This window comes from Rhizobium pisi, assembly GCF_003938655.1.
Lineage (GTDB): Bacteria > Pseudomonadota > Alphaproteobacteria > Rhizobiales > Rhizobiaceae > Rhizobium > Rhizobium pisi.
In genome coordinates this window covers 14,139-37,301 of record NZ_RJJT01000039.1, presented here as the reverse complement: position 1 = coordinate 37,301, position 23,163 = coordinate 14,139, and the positions used below count along the sequence as shown (strand labels likewise).

The 23,163-nt window shown below is 60.4% G+C and carries 35 protein-coding genes and 1 pseudogene; 32 read left to right on the top strand and 4 right to left on the bottom strand.

Going from position 1 to position 23,163, the window contains the following annotated elements:
• The 29 genes and pseudogenes from EFD55_RS31755 to EFD55_RS31615 all read left to right on the top strand — a co-directional run.
• A partial coding sequence (locus EFD55_RS31755) for an EF-Tu C-terminal domain-related protein (RefSeq protein WP_456320594.1) occupies nucleotides 1–127 on the top strand: 127 nt, incomplete at its 5' end.
• A gap of 302 nt (nucleotides 128–429) precedes the next feature.
• A complete protein-coding gene (rpsJ, locus tag EFD55_RS31750) occupies nucleotides 430–738 on the top strand; it encodes a 30S ribosomal protein S10 (protein ID WP_003547547.1) in 309 nt (102 codons plus the stop codon).
• A gap of 33 nt (nucleotides 739–771) precedes the next feature.
• On the top strand, nucleotides 772–1,413 hold the full coding sequence (gene rplC / locus EFD55_RS31745) for a 50S ribosomal protein L3 (RefSeq protein ID WP_125850921.1): 642 nt from the start codon (nucleotides 772–774) through the stop codon (nucleotides 1,411–1,413).
• 13 nt (nucleotides 1,414–1,426) lie between these two features.
• The gene (gene rplD, locus EFD55_RS31740) at nucleotides 1,427–2,047 is read left to right on the top strand and encodes a 50S ribosomal protein L4 (protein ID WP_047619855.1); all 621 of its coding nucleotides are present in this window, start codon (nucleotides 1,427–1,429) and stop codon (nucleotides 2,045–2,047) included.
• Nucleotides 2,044–2,337 carry a 50S ribosomal protein L23 gene (locus EFD55_RS31735; protein ID WP_003547550.1) on the top strand — a complete coding sequence of 98 codons (294 nt, stop codon included), beginning with the start codon at nucleotides 2,044–2,046 and terminating at the stop codon, nucleotides 2,335–2,337. The genes rplD and EFD55_RS31735 overlap by 4 nt, the downstream gene beginning before the upstream one ends.
• A gap of 11 nt (nucleotides 2,338–2,348) precedes the next feature.
• Nucleotides 2,349–3,185 carry a 50S ribosomal protein L2 gene (gene rplB / locus EFD55_RS31730; protein WP_125850919.1) on the top strand — a complete coding sequence of 279 codons (837 nt, stop codon included), beginning with the start codon at nucleotides 2,349–2,351 and terminating at the stop codon, nucleotides 3,183–3,185.
• Nucleotides 3,186–3,200: 15 nt separating this feature from the next.
• Complete coding sequence (gene rpsS / locus EFD55_RS31725) at nucleotides 3,201–3,479, top strand: 30S ribosomal protein S19 (protein WP_003573797.1); 279 nt, start codon at nucleotides 3,201–3,203, stop codon at nucleotides 3,477–3,479.
• Nucleotides 3,480–3,481: 2 nt separating this feature from the next.
• Nucleotides 3,482–3,871: a 50S ribosomal protein L22 gene (gene rplV, locus EFD55_RS31720; protein ID WP_004674922.1), complete on the top strand. Its 390-nt coding sequence runs from the start codon at nucleotides 3,482–3,484 to the stop codon at nucleotides 3,869–3,871.
• The gene (gene rpsC, locus EFD55_RS31715; RefSeq protein WP_125850917.1) at nucleotides 3,871–4,605 is read left to right on the top strand and encodes a 30S ribosomal protein S3; all 735 of its coding nucleotides are present in this window, start codon (nucleotides 3,871–3,873) and stop codon (nucleotides 4,603–4,605) included. The genes rplV and rpsC overlap by 1 nt, the downstream gene beginning before the upstream one ends.
• A 38-nt stretch (nucleotides 4,606–4,643) precedes the next feature.
• A complete protein-coding gene (gene rplP, locus EFD55_RS31710) occupies nucleotides 4,644–5,057 on the top strand; it encodes a 50S ribosomal protein L16 (protein ID WP_003573792.1) in 414 nt (137 codons plus the stop codon).
• A 12-nt stretch (nucleotides 5,058–5,069) separates the two neighbouring features.
• On the top strand, nucleotides 5,070–5,270 hold the full coding sequence (gene rpmC, locus EFD55_RS31705; RefSeq protein WP_004674925.1) for a 50S ribosomal protein L29: 201 nt from the start codon (nucleotides 5,070–5,072) through the stop codon (nucleotides 5,268–5,270).
• Nucleotides 5,271–5,282: 12 nt separating this feature from the next.
• Complete coding sequence (gene rpsQ / locus EFD55_RS31700) at nucleotides 5,283–5,522, top strand: 30S ribosomal protein S17 (RefSeq protein ID WP_004674926.1); 240 nt, start codon at nucleotides 5,283–5,285, stop codon at nucleotides 5,520–5,522.
• A 259-nt stretch (nucleotides 5,523–5,781) separates the two neighbouring features.
• Nucleotides 5,782–6,150, top strand: a complete 369-nt coding sequence (gene rplN, locus EFD55_RS31695) for a 50S ribosomal protein L14 (protein ID WP_003573790.1) — start codon at nucleotides 5,782–5,784, stop codon at nucleotides 6,148–6,150.
• Nucleotides 6,151–6,162: 12 nt separating this feature from the next.
• On the top strand, nucleotides 6,163–6,471 hold the full coding sequence (rplX, locus tag EFD55_RS31690) for a 50S ribosomal protein L24 (RefSeq protein WP_004674929.1): 309 nt from the start codon (nucleotides 6,163–6,165) through the stop codon (nucleotides 6,469–6,471).
• Nucleotides 6,464–7,021 (top strand): 50S ribosomal protein L5, encoded by a 558-nt coding sequence (rplE, locus tag EFD55_RS31685; RefSeq protein WP_125850915.1) that lies wholly within the window; start codon nucleotides 6,464–6,466, stop codon nucleotides 7,019–7,021. Before rplX ends, rplE begins: the two co-directional genes overlap by 8 nt.
• A 32-nt stretch (nucleotides 7,022–7,053) precedes the next feature.
• A complete protein-coding gene (rpsN, locus tag EFD55_RS31680) occupies nucleotides 7,054–7,359 on the top strand; it encodes a 30S ribosomal protein S14 (protein WP_003573787.1) in 306 nt (101 codons plus the stop codon).
• A 12-nt stretch (nucleotides 7,360–7,371) separates the two neighbouring features.
• Entirely contained in the window at nucleotides 7,372–7,770 is a 399-nt protein-coding gene (rpsH, locus tag EFD55_RS31675; RefSeq protein ID WP_003547562.1) for a 30S ribosomal protein S8, read from the top strand.
• 42 nt (nucleotides 7,771–7,812) lie between these two features.
• The gene (rplF, locus tag EFD55_RS31670) at nucleotides 7,813–8,346 is read left to right on the top strand and encodes a 50S ribosomal protein L6 (protein ID WP_003578670.1); all 534 of its coding nucleotides are present in this window, start codon (nucleotides 7,813–7,815) and stop codon (nucleotides 8,344–8,346) included.
• 12 nt (nucleotides 8,347–8,358) lie between these two features.
• A complete protein-coding gene (rplR, locus tag EFD55_RS31665; protein WP_003573785.1) occupies nucleotides 8,359–8,721 on the top strand; it encodes a 50S ribosomal protein L18 in 363 nt (120 codons plus the stop codon).
• A 131-nt stretch (nucleotides 8,722–8,852) separates the two neighbouring features.
• Nucleotides 8,853–9,422: a 30S ribosomal protein S5 gene (gene rpsE, locus EFD55_RS31660; RefSeq protein WP_003573784.1), complete on the top strand. Its 570-nt coding sequence runs from the start codon at nucleotides 8,853–8,855 to the stop codon at nucleotides 9,420–9,422.
• Between the two features lie 14 nt (nucleotides 9,423–9,436).
• Entirely contained in the window at nucleotides 9,437–9,646 is a 210-nt protein-coding gene (gene rpmD / locus EFD55_RS31655) for a 50S ribosomal protein L30 (protein WP_003547566.1), read from the top strand.
• Between the two features lie 16 nt (nucleotides 9,647–9,662).
• A complete protein-coding gene (gene rplO / locus EFD55_RS31650; RefSeq protein WP_125850913.1) occupies nucleotides 9,663–10,139 on the top strand; it encodes a 50S ribosomal protein L15 in 477 nt (158 codons plus the stop codon).
• A gap of 234 nt (nucleotides 10,140–10,373) precedes the next feature.
• On the top strand, nucleotides 10,374–11,714 hold the full coding sequence (secY, locus tag EFD55_RS31645; RefSeq protein WP_125850911.1) for a preprotein translocase subunit SecY: 1,341 nt from the start codon (nucleotides 10,374–10,376) through the stop codon (nucleotides 11,712–11,714).
• A complete protein-coding gene (locus EFD55_RS31640) occupies nucleotides 11,711–12,361 on the top strand; it encodes an adenylate kinase (protein ID WP_125850909.1) in 651 nt (216 codons plus the stop codon). The genes secY and EFD55_RS31640 overlap by 4 nt, the downstream gene beginning before the upstream one ends.
• A 222-nt stretch (nucleotides 12,362–12,583) precedes the next feature.
• Entirely contained in the window at nucleotides 12,584–12,952 is a 369-nt protein-coding gene (rpsM, locus tag EFD55_RS31635; RefSeq protein WP_003573772.1) for a 30S ribosomal protein S13, read from the top strand.
• 133 nt (nucleotides 12,953–13,085) lie between these two features.
• A complete protein-coding gene (rpsK, locus tag EFD55_RS31630) occupies nucleotides 13,086–13,475 on the top strand; it encodes a 30S ribosomal protein S11 (RefSeq protein ID WP_003547577.1) in 390 nt (129 codons plus the stop codon).
• Between the two features lie 97 nt (nucleotides 13,476–13,572).
• Nucleotides 13,573–14,583, top strand: coding sequence for a DNA-directed RNA polymerase subunit alpha (locus EFD55_RS31625; protein WP_003547579.1), 1,011 nt, complete (start codon nucleotides 13,573–13,575; stop codon nucleotides 14,581–14,583).
• Nucleotides 14,584–14,706: 123 nt separating this feature from the next.
• A complete protein-coding gene (rplQ, locus tag EFD55_RS31620) occupies nucleotides 14,707–15,129 on the top strand; it encodes a 50S ribosomal protein L17 (RefSeq protein WP_003573769.1) in 423 nt (140 codons plus the stop codon).
• A 146-nt stretch (nucleotides 15,130–15,275) separates the two neighbouring features.
• Nucleotides 15,276–15,682: pseudogene (locus EFD55_RS31615) on the top strand (ribosomal maturation YjgA family protein).
• Nucleotides 15,683–15,691: 9 nt separating this feature from the next.
• Here the strand turns inward: EFD55_RS31615 and msrQ are convergent.
• Together msrQ and msrP are read right to left on the bottom strand one after the other, a co-directional pair.
• Nucleotides 15,692–16,348, bottom strand: a complete 657-nt coding sequence (msrQ, locus tag EFD55_RS31610) for a protein-methionine-sulfoxide reductase heme-binding subunit MsrQ (RefSeq protein WP_125850907.1) — start codon at nucleotides 16,346–16,348, stop codon at nucleotides 15,692–15,694.
• Complete coding sequence (gene msrP / locus EFD55_RS31605; protein WP_125850905.1) at nucleotides 16,348–17,295, bottom strand: protein-methionine-sulfoxide reductase catalytic subunit MsrP; 948 nt, start codon at nucleotides 17,293–17,295, stop codon at nucleotides 16,348–16,350. The genes msrQ and msrP overlap by 1 nt, the downstream gene beginning before the upstream one ends.
• Nucleotides 17,296–17,629: 334 nt before the next feature.
• Between msrP and ilvD the strand changes: the two genes are divergently transcribed.
• The gene (ilvD, locus tag EFD55_RS31600; protein ID WP_125850903.1) at nucleotides 17,630–19,468 is read left to right on the top strand and encodes a dihydroxy-acid dehydratase; all 1,839 of its coding nucleotides are present in this window, start codon (nucleotides 17,630–17,632) and stop codon (nucleotides 19,466–19,468) included.
• A 57-nt stretch (nucleotides 19,469–19,525) separates the two neighbouring features.
• Here ilvD and EFD55_RS31595 read toward each other — a convergent pair whose 3' ends face one another.
• Both EFD55_RS31595 and EFD55_RS31590 read right to left on the bottom strand, forming a co-directional pair.
• Nucleotides 19,526–19,879, bottom strand: coding sequence for a lysozyme inhibitor LprI family protein (locus tag EFD55_RS31595; protein WP_125850901.1), 354 nt, complete (start codon nucleotides 19,877–19,879; stop codon nucleotides 19,526–19,528).
• 23 nt (nucleotides 19,880–19,902) lie between these two features.
• Complete coding sequence (locus EFD55_RS31590; RefSeq protein WP_125850899.1) at nucleotides 19,903–20,283, bottom strand: YkvA family protein; 381 nt, start codon at nucleotides 20,281–20,283, stop codon at nucleotides 19,903–19,905.
• 147 nt (nucleotides 20,284–20,430) lie between these two features.
• Here EFD55_RS31590 and EFD55_RS31585 point away from each other — a divergent pair, with 147 nt between their 5' ends.
• Nucleotides 20,431–21,834, top strand: a complete 1,404-nt coding sequence (locus EFD55_RS31585; RefSeq protein ID WP_125850897.1) for a DegQ family serine endoprotease — start codon at nucleotides 20,431–20,433, stop codon at nucleotides 21,832–21,834.
• Nucleotides 21,831–23,147 carry a replication-associated recombination protein A gene (locus tag EFD55_RS31580; protein ID WP_125850894.1) on the top strand — a complete coding sequence of 439 codons (1,317 nt, stop codon included), beginning with the start codon at nucleotides 21,831–21,833 and terminating at the stop codon, nucleotides 23,145–23,147. The genes EFD55_RS31585 and EFD55_RS31580 overlap by 4 nt, the downstream gene beginning before the upstream one ends.
• The last annotated feature ends 16 nt before the right edge of the window (nucleotides 23,148–23,163 follow it).

Below are 23,163 nucleotides of genomic sequence, written 5' to 3'. Positions count from 1 at the left end.
GGGCGACAACGTCACGGTTGCCGTCGAGCTGATCGTTCCGATCGCGATGGAAGAAAAGCTGCGCTTCGCTATCCGCGAAGGCGGCCGCACCGTCGGCGCCGGTATCGTCGCGAGCATCGTCGAGTAATCTTCGGCCGCTCCGGCGGGGCGGCCGATTCGATGACATTATTATGATGCAGGCGGCGCAAGCCGCTTGCTTATTACACAGAAATGTAGCAAATGGCGCGCGAGCGCGATTTGCGTACTGCTTTGGATGACAAAGCGGAGACTAAACAAACAATAAGGTGGGCTAAAAGGCCCTGAAGACTGGATAGGGATGCCGTTTCGGCGCCCTCTCGATGTTTGAAACCGGTGGTCCGCCTTAGGAAGAAAGAACAACCCGTGTCTTGCCTAGAGACATGTGGAAAACAAACACAAGGATAACGTCGAATGAACGGCCAAAATATCCGCATTCGCCTGAAGGCGTTCGATCACCGGATTCTCGATGCTTCTACGCGCGAGATCGTGTCGACGGCGAAGCGCACCGGTGCAAGCGTCCGGGGCCCCGTTCCGCTTCCGACCCGCATCGAGAAGTTTACGGTCAACCGGTCCCCGCACATCGACAAGAAGAGCCGCGAACAGTTCGAGATGCGCACGCATAAGCGCCTGCTCGACATCGTAGACCCGACCCCGCAGACGGTAGACGCGCTGATGAAGCTCGATCTCGCCGCCGGTGTCGATGTTGAGATCAAGCTCTGAGCTTGCTCGAGCTGAGTTGGAAGGATTGAACCGATGCGTTCAGGTGTGATTGCACAGAAGGTGGGAATGACCCGCGTCTACAACGACGCCGGCGAGCATGTCCCGGTAACGGTACTGCGTATGGAGGCCGTCCAGGTCGTTGCCACGCGCACTGTCGAAAAGAATGGCTATACCGCAGTTCAACTCGGTGCCGGCCAGGCGAAGGTGAAGAACACGTCCAAGGCGATGCGCGGCAACTTTGCCGTTGCCAACGTCGAGCCGAAGGCCAAGCTCGCAGAATTCCGCGTGTCGGAAGACAATCTGCTCGAGATCGGCACGGAGATCAAGGCGGGTCACTTTGCAGCCGGTCAGCTCGTCGACGTGACGGGCACGACGATTGGTAAGGGTTTTGCCGGCGCCATGAAGCGCCACGGGTTCGGCGGTCTGCGCGCCACGCACGGTGTGTCGGTTTCGCACCGCTCGCACGGTTCGACCGGCTCGCGCCAGGATCCGGGCAAGGTTTTCAAGAACAAGAAGATGGCTGGTCACATGGGCCAGACGCGCGTCACGACGCAGAACCTTGAAGTGGTTTCGACCGACGAAGATCGTGGTCTGATCCTGATCAAGGGTGCTGTTCCTGGTTCCAAGGGTGCCTGGATCATCGTGCGCGACGCCGTCAAGTCGGCCGCGAAGTAAGGGAGCCAGATCAATGGAATTGAACGTCAAGACCCTCGAGGGAAAAGACGCCGGGAAGGTTTCCCTTTCGGACGCGATTTTCGGCCTCGAGCCCCGCGAAGACATTCTCGCCCGCGTCATCCGCTGGCAGCTTGCCAAGAAGCAGCAGGGCACGCACAAGGCAAAGGGCCGCGCTGAAGTTTCGCGCACCGGCGCCAAGATGTACAAGCAGAAGGGTACGGGCCGCGCTCGTCACCATTCGGCTCGCGCTCCGCAGTTCCGCGGCGGCGGCAAGGCCCATGGCCCGGTTGTCCGCAGCCATGAGCACGACCTTCCGAAGAAGGTTCGTGCACTCGGCCTTCGCCACGCCCTTTCGGCCAAGATCAAGGCCGATGACGTCATCGTCATCGACAACCTTGTTGCTGCCGAAGCCAAGACAAAGGCTCTCGCGTCCGTTTTCGAGACGCTCGGCCTGACCAACGCCCTCTTCATCGGCGGCGCGGAGCTTGACGGCAACTTCAAGCTCGCAGCTCAGAACATCCCGAACATCGATGTTCTGCCGATCCAGGGCATCAATGTTTACGACATCGTGCGCCGCGGCAAGCTCGTGCTTTCCAAGGCTGCGGTTGAAGCGCTAGAGGAGCGATTCAAGTGACCGATCTTCGCCACTACGATGTGATCGTCTCTCCGGCGATCACCGAAAAGTCCACGCTGGTATCCGAAAACAACCAGGTTGTTTTCAATGTCGCCAAGCAGGCGACGAAGCCGGAAATCAAGGCTGCTGTCGAGGCGCTCTTCGGCGTCAAGGTCACGGCCGTCAACACTCTTCTGCGCAAGGGCAAGACCAAGCGGTTCCGCGGTTTCGTCGGCAAGCAGAAGGACGTGAAGAAGGCAGTCGTGACGTTGGCTGAAGGCCAGACGATCGACGTCTCCACCGGTCTCTGAGGAATAAGAAAATGGCATTGAAAACATTCAATCCGACGACCCCGAGCCAGCGTCAGCTGGTCATCGTTGATCGCTCCTCGCTCTACAAGGGCAAGCCGGTCAAGGCGCTGACGGAAGGTCTGACCAAGAGCGGCGGCCGTAACAACCTCGGCCGCATCACCGCCCGTTTCATCGGCGGTGGTCACAAGCGCACCTACCGTCTGGTCGACTTCAAGCGTCGCAAGTTCGATGTCGAAGGCACTGTTGAGCGTATCGAATACGATCCGAACCGCACGGCTTTCATCGCGCTGGTGACCTATGCTGACGGCGAGAAGGCTTACATTATCGCTCCGCAGCGTCTCGCTGCCGGCGACAAGGTCATCGCTTCCGAAAGGGCTGTCGACGTCAAGCCCGGCAACACCATGCCGCTACAGTACATCCCGGTCGGCTCCATCATCCACAATGTGGAAATGAAGCCGGGCAAGGGTGGTCAGATCGCTCGCTCTGCCGGTTCCTACGCACAGCTCGTTGGCCGTGACCAGGGCATGGCGATCCTTCGCCTGAACTCCGGTGAACAGCGTCTCGTACATGGCACCTGCCTTGCTTCGATCGGCGCCGTTTCCAACCCGGATCACGCCAACATCAACGACGGCAAGGCCGGTCGTACCGTTTGGCGCGGCAAGCGTCCGCATAACCGCGGCGTCGTCATGAACCCGGTCGACCATCCGCACGGCGGTGGTGAAGGCCGCACCTCTGGTGGTCGCCATCCGGTGACGCCGTGGGGCAAGCCGACCAAGGGCAAGCGCACCCGGTCGAACAAGTCGACCGACAAGATGATCATGCGCTCGCGTCATCAGCGTAAGAAGTAAGAGAGGAAGTCTCCAATGGCTCGTTCAGTATGGAAAGGTCCGTTCGTTGACGGCTATCTTCTCAAGAAGGCTGAGAAGGTTCGTGAAGGCGGACGTGCAGAAGTGATCAAGATCTGGAGCCGTCGCTCCACGATCCTGCCGCAGTTCGTCGGTCTTACCTTCGGCGTCTACAACGGCAGCAAACATATCCCGGTCAGCGTCAATGAAGACATGGTCGGCCACAAATTCGGTGAATTCTCTCCGACCCGCACCTACTACGGTCACGGCGCGGACAAGAAGGCGAAGAGGAAGTAACAATGGGCAAGGCAAAAGCCGAACGCCGGCTGAAGGACAACGAGGCGCAAGCAGTCGCCCGCACGCTCCGTGTCAGCCCCCAGAAGCTCAACCTGGTTGCTGCGGCTATCCGCGGCAAGAAGGTCGAGCGTGCACTCGCTGAGCTGGAATTCTCCCGCAAGCGTATCGCAGGCGCCGTCAAGAAGACGCTTGAATCTGCGATCGCCAACGCTGAGAACAACCACGATCTCGACGTCGACGCGCTTGTTGTCGCCGAGGCCTACGTCGGCAAGTCGATCGTCATGAAGCGCTTCCACGCTCGTGGCCGCGGTCGCGCGTCGCGTATCGAAAAGCCCTTCGCGCACCTGACGATCGTCGTTCGTGAAGTGCAGGCAGCAGAGGAGGCCGCATAATGGGTCAGAAAATCAATCCAATCGGTTTCCGTCTTGGAATCAACCGTACCTGGGATAGCCGCTGGTTTGCGGACAATGCCGAGTATGGCCAGTTGCTGCACGAAGACCTGAAGATGCGTAAGTTCGTCATGAGCGAACTGAAGCAGGCCGGGATCTCCAAGGTGGTCATCGAGCGTCCGCACAAGAAGTGCCGCGTCACGATCCACTCTGCACGTCCGGGCCTCATCATCGGCCGCAAGGGCGCAGACATCGACAAGCTCCGCAAGAAGCTGTCGGAGATGACGAATTCGGAAACGCACCTCAACATCGTTGAAGTGCGCAAGCCCGAAGTCGATGCGACGCTGGTCGCTCAGTCGATCGCCCAGCAGCTCGAGCGCCGCGTGGCTTTCCGCCGCGCCATGAAGCGCGCCGTTCAGTCCGCGATGCGTCTTGGCGCCGAAGGCATCAAGATCACCTGCGCCGGCCGTCTCGGCGGCGCTGAAATCGCCCGTACGGAATGGTACCGCGAAGGTCGTGTGCCGCTGCACACGCTGCGCGCCGACATCGACTACGGCACGGCCGAAGCAGAAACCGCATTCGGTATCTGCGGCATCAAGGTCTGGATCTTCAAGGGCGAAATCCTTGAACATGATCCAATGGCTTCCGAACGTCGCGCGCTGGAAGGCGACGCACAAGGTCCGGCAAGCCGCGAACGCGACCGTGGCGATCGTCGCCGCGAACGCGACAACGCGTAATTAGCGCTGGCGAAAGATAAGCTCGGAGAAGTAAGAAAATGTTGCAGCCAAAGCGTACTAAGTACCGCAAGCAATTCAAGGGCCGCATCAAGGGCGTCGCCAAGGGCGGTTCCGACCTGGCATTCGGCGAATTTGGCCTGAAGGCTCAGGAACCCAACCGCGTCAACGCACGCGAGATCGAAGCGGCCCGCCGCGCGATTACGCGTTACATGAAGCGCGCCGGCCGTGTATGGATCCGCGTGTTCCCGGACGTTCCGGTAACCGCAAAGCCGACCGAAGTCCGCATGGGTAAGGGTAAGGGCTCCGTCGAATACTGGGCATGCAAGGTCAAGCCCGGTCGTATGATGTTCGAGATCGACGGTGTTAGCGAAGAAATCGCCCGTGAGGCGCTTCGTCTCGGCTCTGCCAAGCTCTCGGTCAAGACGCGCTTCGTTCAGCGCATTGCAGAGTAAGGGATTGAGCTCATGAAAGCCTCAGATGTTCGCGCGTTGACCGCCGACCAACTCAAGGACGAGCTTGCCAAGCTGAAGAAGGAGCAGTTCAACCTGCGCTTCCAGAAGGCGACCGGCCAGCTCGAAAAGTCCTCGCGCATCAACGAAGTCCGCAAGGACATCGCCCGCGTGAAAACCATTGCCCGCCAGAAGGCGGCAGAAGTTAAGGCCTAAAGGAAGAAAAATATGCCAAAGCGCATCCTGCAGGGCGTCGTCGTTGGCGACAAGAACGAGAAGACGGTAGTGGTTCGCGTTGAGCGTCGTTTCGCTCACCCGCTGCTCCAGAAGACCGTTCGTCGTTCCAAGAAGTACAAGGCCCACGACGAGAACAACCAGTATAAGATCGGCGATACCGTATCCATCGAGGAATGCGCGCCGATCTCCAAGGACAAGCGCTGGACGGTGATTGCCGCCCAGGGCAAGTAACAGAATTTTGCGCGAGGCCTTGCGTCCGCGCGAAATATCTGTATGAAGCAGCGTCAGAACGCTCGAATGCCGGGCGTTCTTTTGCTTTGAGCGCACGGAAGGTCCCGTTCGGGAAACCACCCTGGCACGATCGACCCCGCGCTATTCAGCTATTGCCGCGTTTTTGCTTGCCGTAAGGCAAGCGGCCGGCGAACATTTTCATAAGCCGGAATAGGGGGCCTGGCCCAACCATTCCGGTAAACCAAGAAGGCGACCTGATATGATTCAGATGCAAACAAACCTCGACGTCGCGGATAATTCCGGCGCACGTCGTGTCATGTGCATCAAGGTGCTGGGCGGCTCGAAGCGCAAGTATGCCTCGATCGGCGACGTTATCGTCGTTTCGATCAAGGAAGCGATCCCGCGCGGCCGCGTGAAGAAGGGTGACGTGATGAAGGCGGTTGTCGTTCGCACCGCCAAGGATATCCGTCGTCCGGATGGCTCCGTCATCCGCTTCGACACCAACGCAGCAGTCCTCATCGACAACAAGAAAGAGCCGATCGGCACCCGTATCTTCGGACCGGTTCCGCGCGAACTTCGCGCCAAGAACCACATGAAGATCATCTCGCTGGCTCCCGAAGTACTGTAAGGAGCGGAAGCGATGCAGAAGATTCGTAAAGGCGACAAGGTCGTCATGCTCGCTGGCAAGGACAAGGGCCGCACCGGCGAAGTCGTTCAGGTCATGCCGAAGGAAGATCGTGCGGTCGTCCGTGGCGTCAACGTCGTCAAGCGCCACCAGCGCCAGACGCAGACCCAGGAAGCCGGCATCATCAACAAGGAAGCCCCGGTTCACCTGTCCAACATTGCAATCGTCGACAAGGACGGCAAGCCGACCCGCGTCGGTTTCAAGGTCGTTGACGGCAAGAAGGTCCGTGTGGCCAAGCGTTCTGGAGAAGTGATCGATGGCTGAGGCAAAGTACGAGCCGCGGCTCAAGAAGGAATATGTCGAGCGCATCCGCAAGGCGATGCAGGAGCAGTTCTCCTACGCCAACGAGATGATGATTCCGAAGCTCGACAAGATCGTGATCAACATGGGTGTTGGCGAAGCGACCGCTGACTCGAAGAAGCCGACGGTTGCGGCCGCCGACCTCGCAGCGATCGCCGGCCAGAAGCCGGTCATCACCCGCGCACGCAACTCTATCGCAGGCTTCAAGGTCCGCGAACACATGCCGATCGGCGCAAAGGTCACCCTGCGCGGCGCCCGCATGTACGAGTTCCTGGATCGTCTGGTCAACATCGCGCTCCCGCGCGTTCGCGACTTCCGCGGCCTGAACCCGAAGAGCTTTGACGGCCGTGGCAACTTCGCCATGGGCATCAAGGAGCACATTGTGTTCCCTGAGATCAACTACGACAAGGTTGATCAGATGTGGGGCATGGACATCATCGTTTGCACGACGGCGACGACCGACGACGAAGCACGGGCTCTTCTGAAAGAGTTCAGCTTCCCGTTCCGTCAATAACCGTAACGACGAGCGTAGAAAAGGAACCTGACATGGCGAAGACAAGCGCAGTTGAAAAGAACAAGCGCCGCCGTACTACGGTCGCCAACCAGGCCGCTAAGCGGGCTGCGTTGAAGGCGATCATCATGAACCAGGCTCTTCCGATCGAAGAGCGGTTCAAGGCCTCGATCAAGCTGGCATCCCTGCCGCGCGATGGATCGAAGACCCGTATTCGCAACCGTTGCGAAGTTTCGGGGCGTCCGCGCGCATATTACCGCAAACTGCGCATGTCGCGTATTGCGCTGCGTGAACTGGGCAATCTCGGCAAGGTGCCGGGCATCGTCAAGTCGAGCTGGTAAGGAGCAGGTTACATGACAATGACTGATCCGTTGGGCGATATGCTCACCCGTATCCGTAACGGCGCTTCCCGCCGCAAGTCGTCGGTCTCGACGCCTGCGTCCAAGCTCCGTGCACGCGTTCTCGATGTCCTGCAGTCCGAAGGCTACATCCGTGGCTATTCCGTTGTCGATTTCGGCAATGGCAAATCGGAACTCAGCATCGAGCTGAAGTATTATGAAGGCGCATCGGTGATCCGTGAGATCGGCCGTGTGTCCAAGCCGGGCCGCCGGGTTTATGTCTCGGTCAAGTCCATTCCGCAGGTCGCGAACGGTCTCGGCATCACCATCCTTTCGACTCCGAAGGGTGTGATGGCCGATCACCAGGCTCGCGAACAGAACGTTGGTGGCGAGGTTCTTTGCTCGGTCTTCTAAGATCGGGCAGGGATCTCCATAGCGAACAGACAGGATTGAAACATGTCTCGTATCGGTAAAAAGCCCGTTCAGGTGCCTGCTGGGATCACGGCTACGGTCGATGGCCAGAAGGTGACTGCAAAGGGCCCGAAGGGCGAGCTGTTTTTCGTTGCTAACGACGAAATCAGCCTCAAGCTCGAAAATAACGCCGTCGTCGTGACGCCGGTGAACCAGACAAAGGATGCGCGTTCGAAGTGGGGCATGTCCCGCACGATGATCGAAGGCATCTTCAAGGGCGTCAAGGACGGCTTTGAGCGCAAGCTTGAAATCAACGGCGTCGGTTACCGCGCCTCCCTGCAGGGCAAGAACCTGCAGCTGGCCCTCGGTTTCAGCCACGATGTGATCTATGAGCCGCCGGTCGGCATCACGATCGCCGTTCCGAAGCCGACTGAAATTGTTGTCTCTGGCATCAATAAGCAGCAGGTCGGTCAGGTCGCCGCTGAAATCCGCGAATATCGCGGTCCTGAACCCTACAAGGGCAAGGGCGTCAAGTACGCTGACGAGCGGATCGTCCGCAAAGAAGGCAAGAAGAAGTAAGGATCACGCGAAATGGCTAGCAGGAAAGAAGCACTTGCACGTCGTGCCAACCGCGTGCGCCGTCATCTCAAGTCGGTGGCCAACGGCCGTCCGCGCCTGTCGGTTCATCGCTCCTCGAAGAACATCTACGCCCAGGTTATCGACGATGTCGCCGGCAAGACCCTTGCCGCTGCATCGACTCTCGACAAGGATCTGCGTGGTTCTCTGAAGACCGGTGCTGACACCGCAGCAGCTGCCCTCGTTGGCAAGCTTGTTGCAGAGCGCGCTTCGAAGGCGGGCGTCACCGAGGTCGTATTCGACCGTGGCGCCTTCATCTATCACGGCCGCATCAAGGCTCTCGCCGATGCTGCCCGCGAAGGCGGTCTCACCTTCTGATCAGTTTCCGGCCGGACGCCTCAAGCGCCGGCCGGATTTTCGCCGGACCGCAGGCACTCTCCGAAAGGGGAGGCTGATGCGGTCCACATTTGTTTGCCGATTGCACCCGGAAAAGAAAAAGGAAGAGGACAATGGCACAGGAAAGAAGGCCGCAGCGGGAAGACCGCCAGAGCCGTGAAGAGCGCGATAGCGAATTCGTCGACAAGCTTGTCGCGATCAACCGCGTCGCCAAGGTCGTCAAGGGCGGCCGTCGTTTTGGTTTCGCAGCACTCGTCGTCGTCGGCGACCAGAAGGGCCGCGTCGGCTTCGGCCATGGCAAGGCACGCGAAGTGCCGGAAGCCATCCGCAAGGCAACCGAAGCTGCCAAGCGCGAACTGATTTTCGTACCGCTGCGTGACGGCCGTACGCTGCATCACGACGTCCATGGCCGCCATGGCGCCGGCAAGGTTCTGTTGCGTTCGGCCAAGGTCGGTACCGGTATCATCGCCGGTGGTCCGATGCGCGCCGTATTCGAGACGCTCGGCATGCACGACGTTGTCGCCAAGTCGACCGGTTCGTCGAACCCCTACAACATGGTTCGCGCCACCTTCGACGCTCTGAAGCACCAGGTTCACCCGAAGGACATCGCAGCTCAGCGCGGCATCAAGTATGCAACGCTGCAGGCTCGTCGTAGCGCCTCCGGCAACGCCTCTGAAGAATAAGAGGAGTCTGACAGATGGCCAAGGCTACCAAGAAGGCTGAAGCGAAGACCGTCACGATCGAACAGATCGGCAGCCCGATTCGCCGTCCGGATGTCCAGCAGCGCACGCTGATCGGTCTCGGACTGAACAAGATGCACCGTCGCCGCACGCTGGAGGATACTCCTTCGGTTCGTGGCATGATCCGTGCTGTCCAGCATCTCGTTCGCGTCGTCGACGAGAAGTGAGACGGAGGAAACGCTCATGAAACTCAATGAAATCAAGGACAACGAAGGCTCGACCCACAGCCGCAAGCGCCTCGGCCGCGGTATCGGCTCGGGTTCCGGCAAGACCGGTGGTCGCGGCGTGAAGGGTCAGAAGTCCCGTTCGGGCGTCGCCATCAACGGCTTCGAAGGCGGTCAGATGCCCATCTACCGTCGCCTGCCGAAGCGCGGCTTCAACAACATTTTCGCTTCCGATTTTGTTGTCGTGTCGGTCGGCCGTATCCAGGCCGCGATCGACGCCGGCAAGCTCGATGCCAAGGCGACCGTTGATGCAGCAGCCCTCAAGGCGGCCGGTGTTATCCGTCGCGCCAAGGACGGCGTTCGCGTTCTCGCTGACGGCGAACTCAAGGCGAAGATCACGCTCGAAGTTGCCGGCGCCTCCAAGCCTGCCGTCGAGAAGATCGAAAAGGCCGGCGGCAAGGTAACGCTGCTTTCGGCTCCGGCAGCCGCCGAATAATAATCTGATGATATCTCGCCCGGGGTGCTTCACACCGGGCGATTTTGCTCCCATATGTGGGCCTCACAAAAACTTGGCTGGCGCGCCCGCGTCATGCCGGTAAGACTGTAAAACAAGGGTGAGGCACGGGGTTGCGCCGCAATCCGTCCCAATCCCGGTTTTGAATAATTTTCATACTGATTCCGGGGCCGGCCTATCCCCAGAGACGCCGGAATTGGTAGCGCGGAGAAACGCATGGCTTCTGCAGCGGAACAACTGGCATCCAACCTCAATTTTTCGACCTTTGCCAAAGCCGAGGATTTGAAGAAGCGCCTGTGGTTCACACTGGCAGCTCTCCTCGTCTACAGGCTCGGCACCCATATTCCGCTTCCGGGCCTCAATCCCGAAGCCTATGCCCAGGCGTTCCGCGGCCAGGCAGGTGGTATTCTCGGTCTTTTCAACATGTTCTCGGGCGGCGCTGTTCAGCGCATGGCGATCTTCGCGCTCGGCATCATGCCCTATATCTCTGCTTCGATCATCGTGCAGCTCATGACCTCGGTCGTGCCGGCGCTCGAAAACCTGAAGAAGGAAGGCGAGCAGGGCCGCAAGATCATCAACCAGTATACCCGCTACGGCACCGTTGTCCTCGGCGCGCTCCAAGCCTACGGCATCGCAGCCGGCCTTGAGAGCGGCCAGGGTCTCGTCGTCGAGCCGGGCTTGTTCTTCCGTGTTTCCACCGTGCTCACGCTGCTTGGCGGCACGATGTTCCTGATGTGGCTTGGCGAGCAGATCACCTCGCGCGGCATCGGCAACGGCATTTCGCTGATCATCTTCGCCGGTATCGCAGCCGGTCTTCCTACAGCTCTTGCCGGCACGCTGGAACTCGGCCGCACCGGCGCGCTGTCGACCAGCCTCATCCTGCTCGTCATCGTCGTTGCGATCGGCGTCATCGGCGTCATCGTCTTCGTCGAGCGCGCCCAGCGTCGCCTGCTGATCCAGTATCCGAAGCGCCAGGTCGGCAACCGCATGTTCCAGGGCGATACCTCGCACCTGCCGCTGAAGCTCAACACGTCAGGCGTCATCCCGGCGATCTTCGCATCCTCGCTGCTGCTTCTGCCGGCGACGATCGCAGGCTTCGCCAGCACGACCTCGATGCCCGGCTGGGCGACCTCCATCGTTGCGGCGCTTGGTCACGGCCGGCCGCTCTACATGGTTCTCTATGCGGCGCTGATCGCCTTCTTCGCCTTCTTCTATACGGCTATCGTCTTCAATCCGAAGGACACGGCCGACAATCTGAAGAAGCATGGCGGCTTCATTCCCGGCATTCGCCCGGGTGAGCGCACTGCCGAATATATCGACTACGTGCTGACCCGTATCACGATGATCGGCGCAATCTATCTCGTCTTCGTCTGCATCCTGCCGGAGATTCTGGTGTCGCAAACCGGCATCCCATTATCCCTTGGTGGGACTTCGCTTTTGATCGTGGTTAGCGTAACTCTTGATACGGTTGCACAGATCCAGGGTCACCTGATCGCGCAGCAATACGAAGGTCTGATCAAGAAATCGAAGTTGCGTGGAGGAAAGAGGGGGCGATGAGACTTATCCTTTTGGGGCCGCCGGGCGCGGGTAAGGGAACCCAGGCCCAGCGGATCGTGGAAAAGCACGGCATTCCGCAGCTTTCCACGGGGGACATGCTGCGGGCAGCGGTCCACGCCGGTACTGATGTCGGCAAGCGTGCCAAGGCAGTCATGGACGCCGGCAAGCTTGTTTCTGATGAGATCGTCATCGCCATAGTCTCCGAGCGAATCGATCAGCCCGATTGCGCCAACGGTTTCATTCTCGACGGCTTCCCCAGGACGCTGGTCCAGGCGGACGCCACCGAGGCGATGCTGAAGGCGAAGGGTCTCGACCTTTCGGTCGTCATCGAATTCCGTGTCAATGACGACGAACTGGTTCGTCGCGTTGCCGGTCGCTACTCCTGTGCGCAGTGCGGCAGCGTCTATCACGATACCGATAAGGTTCCTGCTGCCGAGGGCGTGTGCGACAAGTGCGGTTCCACCCACTTCAAGCGCCGTCCGGATGACACTCCGGAGACCATGACGGCTCGGCTGCAGGTCTACTACAAGGAGACCTCACCGCTGATCGGCTATTACCATGCCAAGGGCAAACTCAAGTCCGTGGACGGGATGGCGGAGATCGATCTGGTGACCGCCGAGGTTGAAGGCATTCTTTCCAAGCTTTAAGGCTTTGAAAATAAACTTGGTGGAACGGTTGCTTTTCAGCAGTGATTCCGCTAAACACCGCGCCAACTCGCGACATTCCATGCGATCGGCGCGGATTTCCCAGGGAAGTCCGGGTGCGGTCGTTTTGACATGTTACGGACGTAAATCTGAACGGGCGGTTCTCAAGAGCCGCATAACGAAGCCCACTTGCCGGATGGCAACTGGAATGCAAGGAGAACAGGCGTGGCACGTATCGCTGGCGTCAACATCCCGACTGCGAAGCGCGTTGTTATCGCGCTGACCTACATTCACGGGATCGGTCCGAAATTCGCACAGGAAATCGTCGAAAAGGTCGGTATCCCGGCCGAACGTCGTGTGCATCAGCTGACGGACGCAGAAGTCCTTCAGATCCGCGAAGCCATCGACCGCGACTATCAGGTCGAAGGCGATCTTCGTCGCGATACCGCGATGAACATCAAGCGCCTGATGGACCTCGGCTGCTACCGCGGCCTGCGTCATCGCCGCGGCCTTCCGGTCCGCGGTCAGCGCACGCACACCAATGCCCGCACCCGCAAGGGTCCGGCAAAGGCAATCGCTGGTAAGAAGAAGTAATTTCCGGGAAACCGGAGTGGGGAGGCTGGCGGTCTGCGCCGGCCTCTTTTGAGTTTGGAGCGGGACCATATAGGCGCCGTTCCGGTGTAGCCGCTGGCATTACGGCGGTGAAGAGATCCAAGAAAGGAATACCATGGCTAAGGAAGCCGTCCGCGTTCGCCGTCGCGAGCGCAAGAATATCTCGTCGGGTGTCGCTCACGTTAACTCGACCTTCAACAACACGATGATCACCATCACCGATGCGCAGGGCAATGCGATTGCCTGGTCGTCTGCTGGCGCCAAGGGCTTCAAGGGCTCGCGCAAGTCGACCCCGTTCGCTGCCCAGATCGCTGCCGAAGACTGCGCCAAGAAGGCCCAGGAGCACGGCATGAAGTCGCTGGAAGTCGAAGTCTGCGGTCCGGGTTCGGGTCGTGAGTCGGCTCTGCGCGCGCTCCAGGCTGCAGGTTTCATGATCACGTCCATCCGCGACGTGACCCCGATCCCGCACAATGGCTGCCGTCCGCGCAAGAAGCGCCGCGTCTGATCATCGCTCTCGTCACCGGTGAGCGCCTTCGCGCTCCCGGTGGTTTTCAAGCTCGGTTGCCACGATTGGATGGTGGCAACGAACGGAAGGCAAACTCATGATTCAGAAGAACTGGCAGGAACTGATCAAGCCGAACAAGGTGGAGTTCTCCTCGAGCTCGCGCACCAGAGCGACGCTTGTTGCCGAACCGCTGGAGCGCGGCTTCGGCCTCACCCTCGGCAACGCGCTTCGCCGCGTTCTGCTCTCCTCGCTGCGCGGCGCTGCCGTCACGGCGGTGCAGATCGATGGCGTGCTGCATGAATTCTCCTCGATTCCGGGCGTCCGCGAAGACGTCACGGATATCGTGCTCAACATCAAGGAAATCGCCATCAAGATGGATGGCGACGACGCAAAGCGCATGGTCGTGCGCAAACAGGGCCCGGGCGTTGTCACGGCTGGTGACATCCAGACGGTCGGCGATATCGAAATCCTCAACCCCGAGCATGTCATCTGCACGCTCGACGAGGGCGCCGAAATCCGCATGGAATTCACCGTCAACAACGGCAAGGGCTACGTTCCGGCCGAACGCAATCGTGCGGAAGACGCTCCGATCGGTCTCATCCCGGTCGACAGCCTCTATTCGCCGGTCAAGAAGGTGTCCTACAAGGTTGAAAATACCCGCGAAGGACAGGTTCTCGACTACGACAAGCTGAACATGACCATCGAAACCGATGGCTCGATCACCGGCGAAGACGCCGTCGCTTTCGCGGCGCGCATCCTCCAGGATCAGCTTGGCGTCTTCGTCAACTTCGACGAGCCGCAGAAGGAAACCGAAGAGGAAGCAGTCACCGAACTCGCTTTCAACCCGGCTCTCCTCAAGAAGGTGGACGAACTCGAACTGTCGGTCCGTTCGGCAAACTGCCTGAAGAACGACAACATCGTCTACATCGGCGACCTCATTCAGAAGACCGAAGCAGAAATGCTCCGCACGCCGAATTTTGGTCGCAAGTCGCTGAACGAAATCAAGGAAGTTCTCGCTTCCATGGGCCTGCACCTCGGCATGGAAGTGCCGGCATGGCCGCCCGAGAACATCGAAGATCTCGCCAAGCGTTACGAAGACCAGTACTGAGAAAACAAAAGGCAGGCTCTTTCGGCTGCCTTTCCCCGTCAAACAGCAGGCCGATCGCCTGCATGTGCAAGGAAACGGCAGGCCCATTTAGCGTAAGGGCACCTGCATTAAAGGAGAATAGCAATGCGCCATGGTAAAGCCGGCCGCAAGCTGAATAGAACTGCAAGCCACCGCAAGGCGATGTTCGCCAACATGGCGGCTTCGCTGATTACCCACGAGCAGATCGTCACGACCCTGCCGAAGGCCAAGGAAATCCGCCCGATCGTCGAGAAGCTCGTCACGCTCGGCAAGCGCGGCGACCTGCATGCTCGTCGTCAGGCGATCTCGCAGATCCGCGACGCTGCCGTCGTTTCGAAGCTGTTCGACACGATCGCAACGCGCTACGCCACCCGTAACGGCGGCTACCTGCGCATCATGAAGGCCGGCTTCCGTCAGGGCGACAACGCCGCCATGGCCGTTGTCGAATTCGTTGACCGCGACACCTTCGCCAAGGGCGCAGCCGACAAGGCCCGCGTCGCTGCCGAAGAGCAGGCTGTCGCCGCCTAAGATTTTCGGCTTCGCCGGAAACAGGACAGCCGGGCTGCAAAGCCCGGCTGTTTTCGTTTGTGTATTGGCCGACGACCGGCTTGCTTATAGTGAAATATCTGCACCTCCGGCCGTCAATCGCCCGAGATCGTGACGGGACAAGGTCATTGCGCGAAATTATTCAAACCCGGTCACGACCACAGCTCCTCCGTCTCGCCGCCCTGCTTCTCGTCATCGTCCTCGGACTGGCGCTCAGGCGCTTCGGCTACGCCGTCGATCTGCCCTTCATCGTCGTCAAATATGGCGGATCGGCCCTGTGGGGCGCGATGGTTTATCTGCTGTTGGCGCTATTTTTGGCAGATTGCGGCCGGCGGCAATTGCTATCACGGCGCTGTGCGTGGCCATTTCAGTCGAATTATTCCGGCTCTATCACACGCCCTGGCTCGACGCGTTTCGGCTGACCACCGCAGGCGCCCTACTGCTCGGCCGTATATTTTCCCTCTGGAACATCCTGGCCTACGCGATCGGAATAGCCGTGGCCTGCAGGTTCGATCCGGCAAGGCGTCCTCGCTGACCCCAAGCCTCATCGAGCTGGAGCCACCGCCCGCTGGCGCGGCCGTCCTTGCTCCTTCTTCCGGCTGCGTGCGATCGGCCGGTAGGAGCGGTAGAGGATGAGCGCGATGATCAGCCCGACATAGATATACTGCTGGAGATCGAGGATCTTGGTCGAGAGCGCAAAATGCAGCGCCCCGCAGGCAGCGATGATGTAGACGAGGCGGTGCAGCCAGATCCAGTTCTTGCCGAGGCGGCGGATGGAGAAATTGTTGGATGTCACTGCCAGCGGCGCAAGCATTGCAAGGCCTGCCATGCCGAACATGATGAAGGGGCGTTTCAGCACGTCGTTGATGACGGCAGAAATATCCATCGCCTGGTCGAGCACCATGTAGACGGTGAAATGCATCAGCGCGTAATAGAAGGATAAAAGGCCGAGCGCGCGCCGATAACGCAGATAGTTCCAGCCGAAAAGCTCGCGGGCAGGGGAGACGGCAAGCGTTGCGATAAGGAAACGGATCGTCCAGATGCCGAGGAAAAGCTCGAAGGTCTTGACCGGATCGGCGCCGAGCTGATCGGTCGCGCCGAGATAGAAAGTCCAGGCCGCAGGCACGAGCCCGACGACGTAAAGCAGCCAGACGGAGGCAGGCTGCCAGCGCTTGGGGATGGCGAGCGACAGTTCCGCCATCAGAAATTCGCCTTTAGATCCATGCCGGCATAAAGGCTTGCCACCTCGTCGGCATAACCGTTGAAGGGCAGGGTGGGGTGACGGCTCGCCCCGAAGAAGCCGCTTTCGCCGATCCGCCGTTCGGTGGCCTGGCTCCAGCGCGGATGATCGACGGCCGGATTGACGTTGGCGTAGAAGCCGTATTCCTGCGGGTTGGTCACCTGCCAGGTATTCTTGGGCTGTTGGTCGGTGAGCGTCATACGGACGATCGACTTGATGCCCTTGAAGCCGTATTTCCAGGGCACGACGAGCCGGATCGGTGCGCCGTTCTGGTTCGGCAGCGTTTCGCCGTAGAGGCCGACGGCAAGCAGTGCCAGCGGATGGCGCGCCTCATCGAGGCGCAGACCCTCGACATAGGGCCAGTCGAGCGATTGGAAAAATCCCTTCTGTCCCGGCATTTCCTCCGGCCGCACGACCGTTTCGAAGGCGACGTATTTGGCACTGCCGAGCGGCTCGACCTTGTCGAGCAAGGACGCCAGCGGAAAGCCGTCCCAGGGGATGACCATCGACCAGGCCTCGACGCAGCGCATCCGATAGGTGCGCTCCTCGATCGGGAATTCCTTCATGAGCGCCTCGATGTCGAAGGTGCCAGGCTTGTTGACCATGCCGTCGACCTTGATCGTCCAGGGCAGCGGCTTGAAATTGCCGGAAAGCGCGGCGGGATCGCCCTTGTCGAGGCCGAACTCATAGAAATTATTGTAGGTCTTGATGTCCTTGAGCGGGGTCGTCTTCTCATCGACCTTGTATTTGCTCTCGACGGCAGAAAGCGCGGCCGCGCTGGCCTTACCGGCGCCGTAGAGCGCCATGGCGCCAAGTGCTGCAGCGCCCAGGAATTCGCGGCGACGCAGATAGACTTGCCGCGGCGTGATCACAGATGAGACGATCTTCGGTGGGCGATAGGTTGGCATGTCAAAACCTCCAGGGCGGATTACCCATTATAGTTCCTAAACGAACCGCCCGCATGTTCGATCAATGTCTATGCCTTGAATATCGCCGACGGGAAGCCAATTTTTTGTGTTCGGCTGTGATGGGATGGGCTGTAACGAAAGGCCTCGTCGAACCGTATATGATGGATGCGCTTCGGATCGCTCCACGCGGCAGCGTACCGGATTTGGCCTTCCCGGTAGTGACAGTCTCGGTCGATTGGATTAGGACAATTCCAAAAAGCAGCGATCGCCTGGCCCGCAAACTCCACAGCCGCCCGCTTCGCCTGATAATTCCTAGATATCGAGGAAGACACCGATGCCAGCTTACCGTTCCAGAACCACGACCCACGGCCGCAACATGGCGGGCGCGCGCGGCCTTTGGCGCGCCACGGGCATGAAGGATTCGGATTTCGGCAAGCCGATCATCGCCGTGGTGAATTCCTTCACCCAGTTCGTGCCTGGCCACGTGCATCTGAAGGATCTCGGCCAACTCGTCGCTCGCGAAATCGAAGCTGCCGGCGGTGTCGCCAAGGAATTCAACACGATCGCCGTCGACGACGGCATCGCCATGGGCCATGACGGCATGCTCTATTCGCTGCCCTCGCGCGAACTGATCGCCGACAGCGTCGAATACATGGTCAACGCTCATTGCGCCGACGCCATGGTCTGCATCTCCAACTGCGACAAGATCACCCCCGGCATGCTGATGGCGTCGCTGCGCCTCAACATCCCGACGGTCTTCGTCTCCGGCGGCCCGATGGAGGCTGGCAAGGTCGTGCTGCACGGCAAGACGCATGCTCTCGACCTCGTCGACGCCATGGTTGCTGCTGCCGACGACAAAATTTCTGATGAGGACGTCAAGGTCATCGAGCGCTCGGCCTGTCCGACCTGCGGCTCCTGCTCCGGCATGTTTACCGCAAACTCCATGAACTGCCTGACGGAAGCACTCGGCCTGTCGCTGCCGGGCAACGGCTCAACGCTCGCCACCCACGCCGACCGCAAGCGCCTCTTCGTCGAAGCCGGCCACCTGATCGTCGATCTCGCCCGCCGCTATTACGAGCAGGACGACGTCAAGGCCCTGCCGCGCACCATCGCCTCCAAGCGGGCCTTCGAGAATGCCATGGCGCTCGACATCGCCATGGGTGGTTCGACCAATACCGTCCTGCATATTCTTGCCGCTGCTCATGAGGGCGAGGTCGATTTCACCATGGCCGATATCGACGCGCTGTCGCGCCGCGTGCCGTGCCTGTCGAAGGTCGCGCCCGCCAAGAGTGATGTGCACATGGAAGACGTCCACCGCGCCGGCGGCATCATGTCGATCCTCGGGGAGCTCGACAGGGGTGGCCTGCTGAACCGCGATTGCCCGACCGTCCACGCCGAAACGCTCGGCGATGCGATCGACCGCTGGGATATCACCCGCACCAACAGCGAAACGGTCCGCAACTTCTATCGCGCCGCTCCGGGCGGCATCCCGACCCAGGTTGCCTTCAGCCAGGAGGCCCGTTGGGACGAACTCGACACGGATCGCGAAAACGGCGTTATTCGCTCGGTCGAGCATCCCTTCTCGAAGGACGGCGGTCTTGCCGTGCTGAAGGGCAACCTTGCGATCGACGGCTGCATCGTCAAGACGGCCGGCGTTGATGAATCGATCCTGAAATTCTCCGGCCCCGCCCGCGTCTTCGAAAGCCAGGATGCGTCAGTCAAGGCGATCCTCGCCAATGAGGTCAAGGCCGGCGACGTCGTCGTCATCCGCTACGAGGGCCCGAAGGGCGGCCCGGGGATGCAGGAAATGCTCTATCCGACGAGCTATCTGAAATCGAAGGGCCTCGGCAAGGCTTGCGCGCTCATCACCGACGGCCGTTTCTCCGGCGGCACCTCCGGTCTTTCGATCGGCCACGTCTCGCCGGAAGCGGCGAATGGCGGCATGATCGGCCTGGTGCGTGAAGGCGACATGATCGACATCGACATCCCCAGCCGCACGATCAGCCTGCGCGTCAGCGAAACCGAACTTGCCGCCCGCCGCGCCGATCAGGACGCCAAGGGCTGGCATCCCACAGAAGTCCGCAAGCGCAACGTCACGACAGCGCTGAAGGCCTACGCAGCCTTCGCAACGAGCGCCGATCGCGGCGCCGTGCGCGATCTGAACGCCCGCTGAGGCATCTCAACGGATGCCCACTGACTAAAAGTCAGTTGTTCTGCCAACCGGCCGCTTTCAAAGCGGCCGGTTGATGTTTTTATAGGTCTCGCCAAGTTGCTTCAGCCGCTCGTCATAGGCAGCCTTGATGCAGACAGCATCAGCTCCGCATTCCTGCCGTTTCTTCAGCCAGGCGGTCTGTTCGTCCTGCAATGTGCCGCGCGAGCCCATTGCCAACAGGCCGGAGAGTAGCTCGAAAGTGGTCGCCATCTTCACATCGGCGTCGTTCAGGGCACGGTTATCGCAGATTACCTTTTCGTCCGGCTTCAATTCCTTTGCGTCGCAATCGAAGCTCGCCGCCTCGGTCCTATTCGATGCGGAAATCAGGATCGCCAAACCAAAGGCCGCCGTCATCGCTCTTGTCACCGTCATTCGTAGATCTCCGTTGCTGCCGTTCAGGCGAACTTGCGCAATGCCAGAGCCAGGAAGATGATGCAGGCGAGCCAGACGACAAGGATGAAGATCAATCCGGCCCGGCCGGAAGGGCGCTCGATGCGCCTTGCGGCTTCCGCGCGAAGCTCGCTCATCACGTCGGCCGGAACAAGCCGCGTCGCCAACAGGATGCCGAGCGGCACGATGACGAGATCGCCGAGATATCCGAGCACGGGAATGAAATCGGGGATGAGATCGATTGGTGACAGCGCGTAAGCTGCAACGGCGCCCGCCACCGCTTTTGCGTACCACGGCACGCGGCTATCACGTGCGGCCAGCCACAATGCAACGATGTCACGCTTCAGTGACTTCGCCCAGATTTTGGCTTTTGATATCAGTTGCATGGCCGATCTTCCTGAATCGAAATCGCAAATGCTTCAAGCAGAATCTCTTGAGCCTCTCCTTGCCTTATTCTTCCATGCTTCCGCCCTCTTTCCTTTCTAGCGTCGGGCGCTAAAACAATTTCTCAAGAGGATTCAAAAGGGATACCCATGCCAGGCCTTTTCAAGCGCGCGTCCGTCTCGCTCTTCGCTCTGATGCTCGTTCTACCGGCTGCCGTTCACGCGCAGACGGCAAAGACCGTGCCGGAGAGCCAGATGCAGATGCAGCTCTCCTTCGCGCCGCTGGTCAAACAGACCTCAGGCGCCGTCGTCAACGTCTATGCGGAAAAGATCATCCAGCGCCAGTCTCCCTTTGCCGGCGACCCTTTCTTCGAGCAGTTCTTCGGCCAGCAGATGCCGAACCGCTCGGAAAAGCAATCGTCTCTCGGTTCGGGTGTGATCGTTGAGGCCAATGGCACCATCGTGACCAACAATCACGTCGTCGAAGGCGCCGACGACATCAAGGTAGCCTTGTCGGATGGCCGCGAATTCCCCTGCAAGGTGGTGCTGCGCGACGACCGCGTCGACCTCGCCGTGCTGAAGATCGATACCAAGGAGAACCTGCCGACACTGGCGATCGGCAATTCCGACGCCGTCGAGGTCGGCGATCTCGTACTGGCGATCGGCAATCCCTTTGGCGTCGGCCAGACGGTGACCAGCGGCATCGTCTCCGCACTTGCCCGCAATCAGGTGGTCAAGAACGAGTTCGGTTTCTTCATCCAGACCGATGCTTCGATCAATCCGGGCAATTCCGGCGGCGCGCTTATGAACATGAAGGGCGAACTGATCGGCATCAACACGGCAATCTTCTCGCGCGGCGGCGGCTCCAACGGTATCGGCTTTGCCATTCCCGCCAATCTGGTCAAGGTCTTCCTCGCCTCGGCCGATGCCGGCGTCAAATCCTTCGAGCGCCCCTATGTCGGCGCGAGCTTCGATGCCGTGACCTCTGAGGTGGCTGAGGCGCTGGGGCTCAACAAGGCCCGAGGCGCACTCGTCGTCAAGGTTTCGGAAGGCGGGCCGGCTGCCAAGGCCGGGCTGAAGGCCGGCGAAATCGTCACGGCCGTCGACGGCATTTCCGTCGAACATCCGGATGCGCTGCTCTACCGGCTGACGACGGCCGGTCTCGGCAAGTCGGTCAAGCTTACCGTCATCGAGAACGGCCGCGAGGAGCAACTTCCGCTGACGCTCGCCCGCGCGCCGGAAACCTCACCGCGCGACCAGCGCACGATCGGCGGACACACGCCCTTTACCGGTGCGGTCGTCGAGAACCTGTCGCCGCGTGTTGCCGATGAACTGCGCATGCCGTCGGAATCGGCTGGTGTCGTTGTCTCCGACGTAAAGGAGGATTCTCCAGCCGCCCGTCTCGGTTTCGAGCCGAAGGACATCATCGTCTCGATCAACGGCACCAACGTGACGACAACCAGCGAGCTGTCCGAGATCGCCGACAGCGATCCCGGCCTCTGGCGGGTCGAAATCGAGCGTGACGGCCGGCGCATTCGGCAGTTTTTCCGATGAGCGATGACCTTTTCGCGCCGCGTGTTCCGGAAGAGGTTGCCGCCAGGCGGCCGCTTGCCGACCGGCTGCGGCCGAAGACGCTCGCCGATGTCACCGGTCAGGAACACCTGACCGGTGAGGACGGCGTGCTGAAGAGGATGATCGAAAGCGGTTCGCTCGGCTCGATGATCTTCTGGGGGCCGCCGGGCACCGGCAAGACGACGGTAGCGCGGCTGCTTTCGGGCGAGGCGGGCCTGGCTTTCGAGCAGATATCGGCGATCTTCTCCGGGGTTGCCGATCTAAAAAAGGTGTTCGAGACAGCCCGCCTGCGGCGAATGGACGGCCGTCAGACGCTGCTCTTCGTCGACGAGATTCACCGTTTCAACCGCGCCCAGCAGGATAGTTTCCTGCCCGTCATGGAGGACGGCACCGTCATCCTCGTCGGCGCCACCACCGAGAACCCGTCCTTCGAGCTCAACGCCGCTCTCTTGTCGCGCGCCCGCGTCTTGACCTTCAAGTCGCATGACGAGGAGAGCCTGGAGGAGTTGCTGAAGCGCGCCGAGACGATCGAGCAGAAGCCGCTGCCACTGACGGAGGAGGCTCGTGCCAGCTTGATCCGCATGGCTGACGGCGATGGCCGCGCCGTGCTGACACTCGCCGAAGAGGTCTGGCGTGCGGCGCGCGAGGGCGAAAGCTTCGACACCGAAGGCCTGACGCGCATCGTCCAGCGCCGCGCCCCGGTCTATGACAAGGCGCAGGACGGTCACTACAATCTGATCTCTGCATTGCATAAGTCCGTGCGCGGCTCGGACCCGGATGCCGCGCTCTATTATCTCGCCCGCATGTTCGATGCCGGCGAGGATCCGCTTTATCTCGGACGACGGCTGGTGCGCATGGCGGTGGAAGATATCGGCCTTGCCGACCCGCAGGCGTTGGTGATCTGCAACGCCGCCAAGGATGCCTATGAGTATCTCGGCTCGCCTGAGGGCGAACTGGCGCTCGCCCAGGCCTGCGTCTATCTCGCCACGGCGCCGAAATCGAATGCCGTCTACACGGCCTTCAAGGCCGCCAGCCAGGCTGCAAAGGAGAACGGCTCGCTGCTGCCGCCGAAGCACATCCTTAATGCGCCGACGAAACTGATGAAGGGCGAGGGGTATGGCGAGGGTTACCGCTATGACCACGACGAGCCTGACGCCTTTTCCGGCCAGGATTATTTCCCCGAGAAGATGGGCCGCCAAACCTTCTACGATCCGCCGGAGCGCGGCTTCGAGCGCGATATCCGCAAGCGGCTGGAATGGTGGGCGAAGCTTCGCAAGGAGCGCAATCCGCGCTGACGTTTATGCCTGGTCG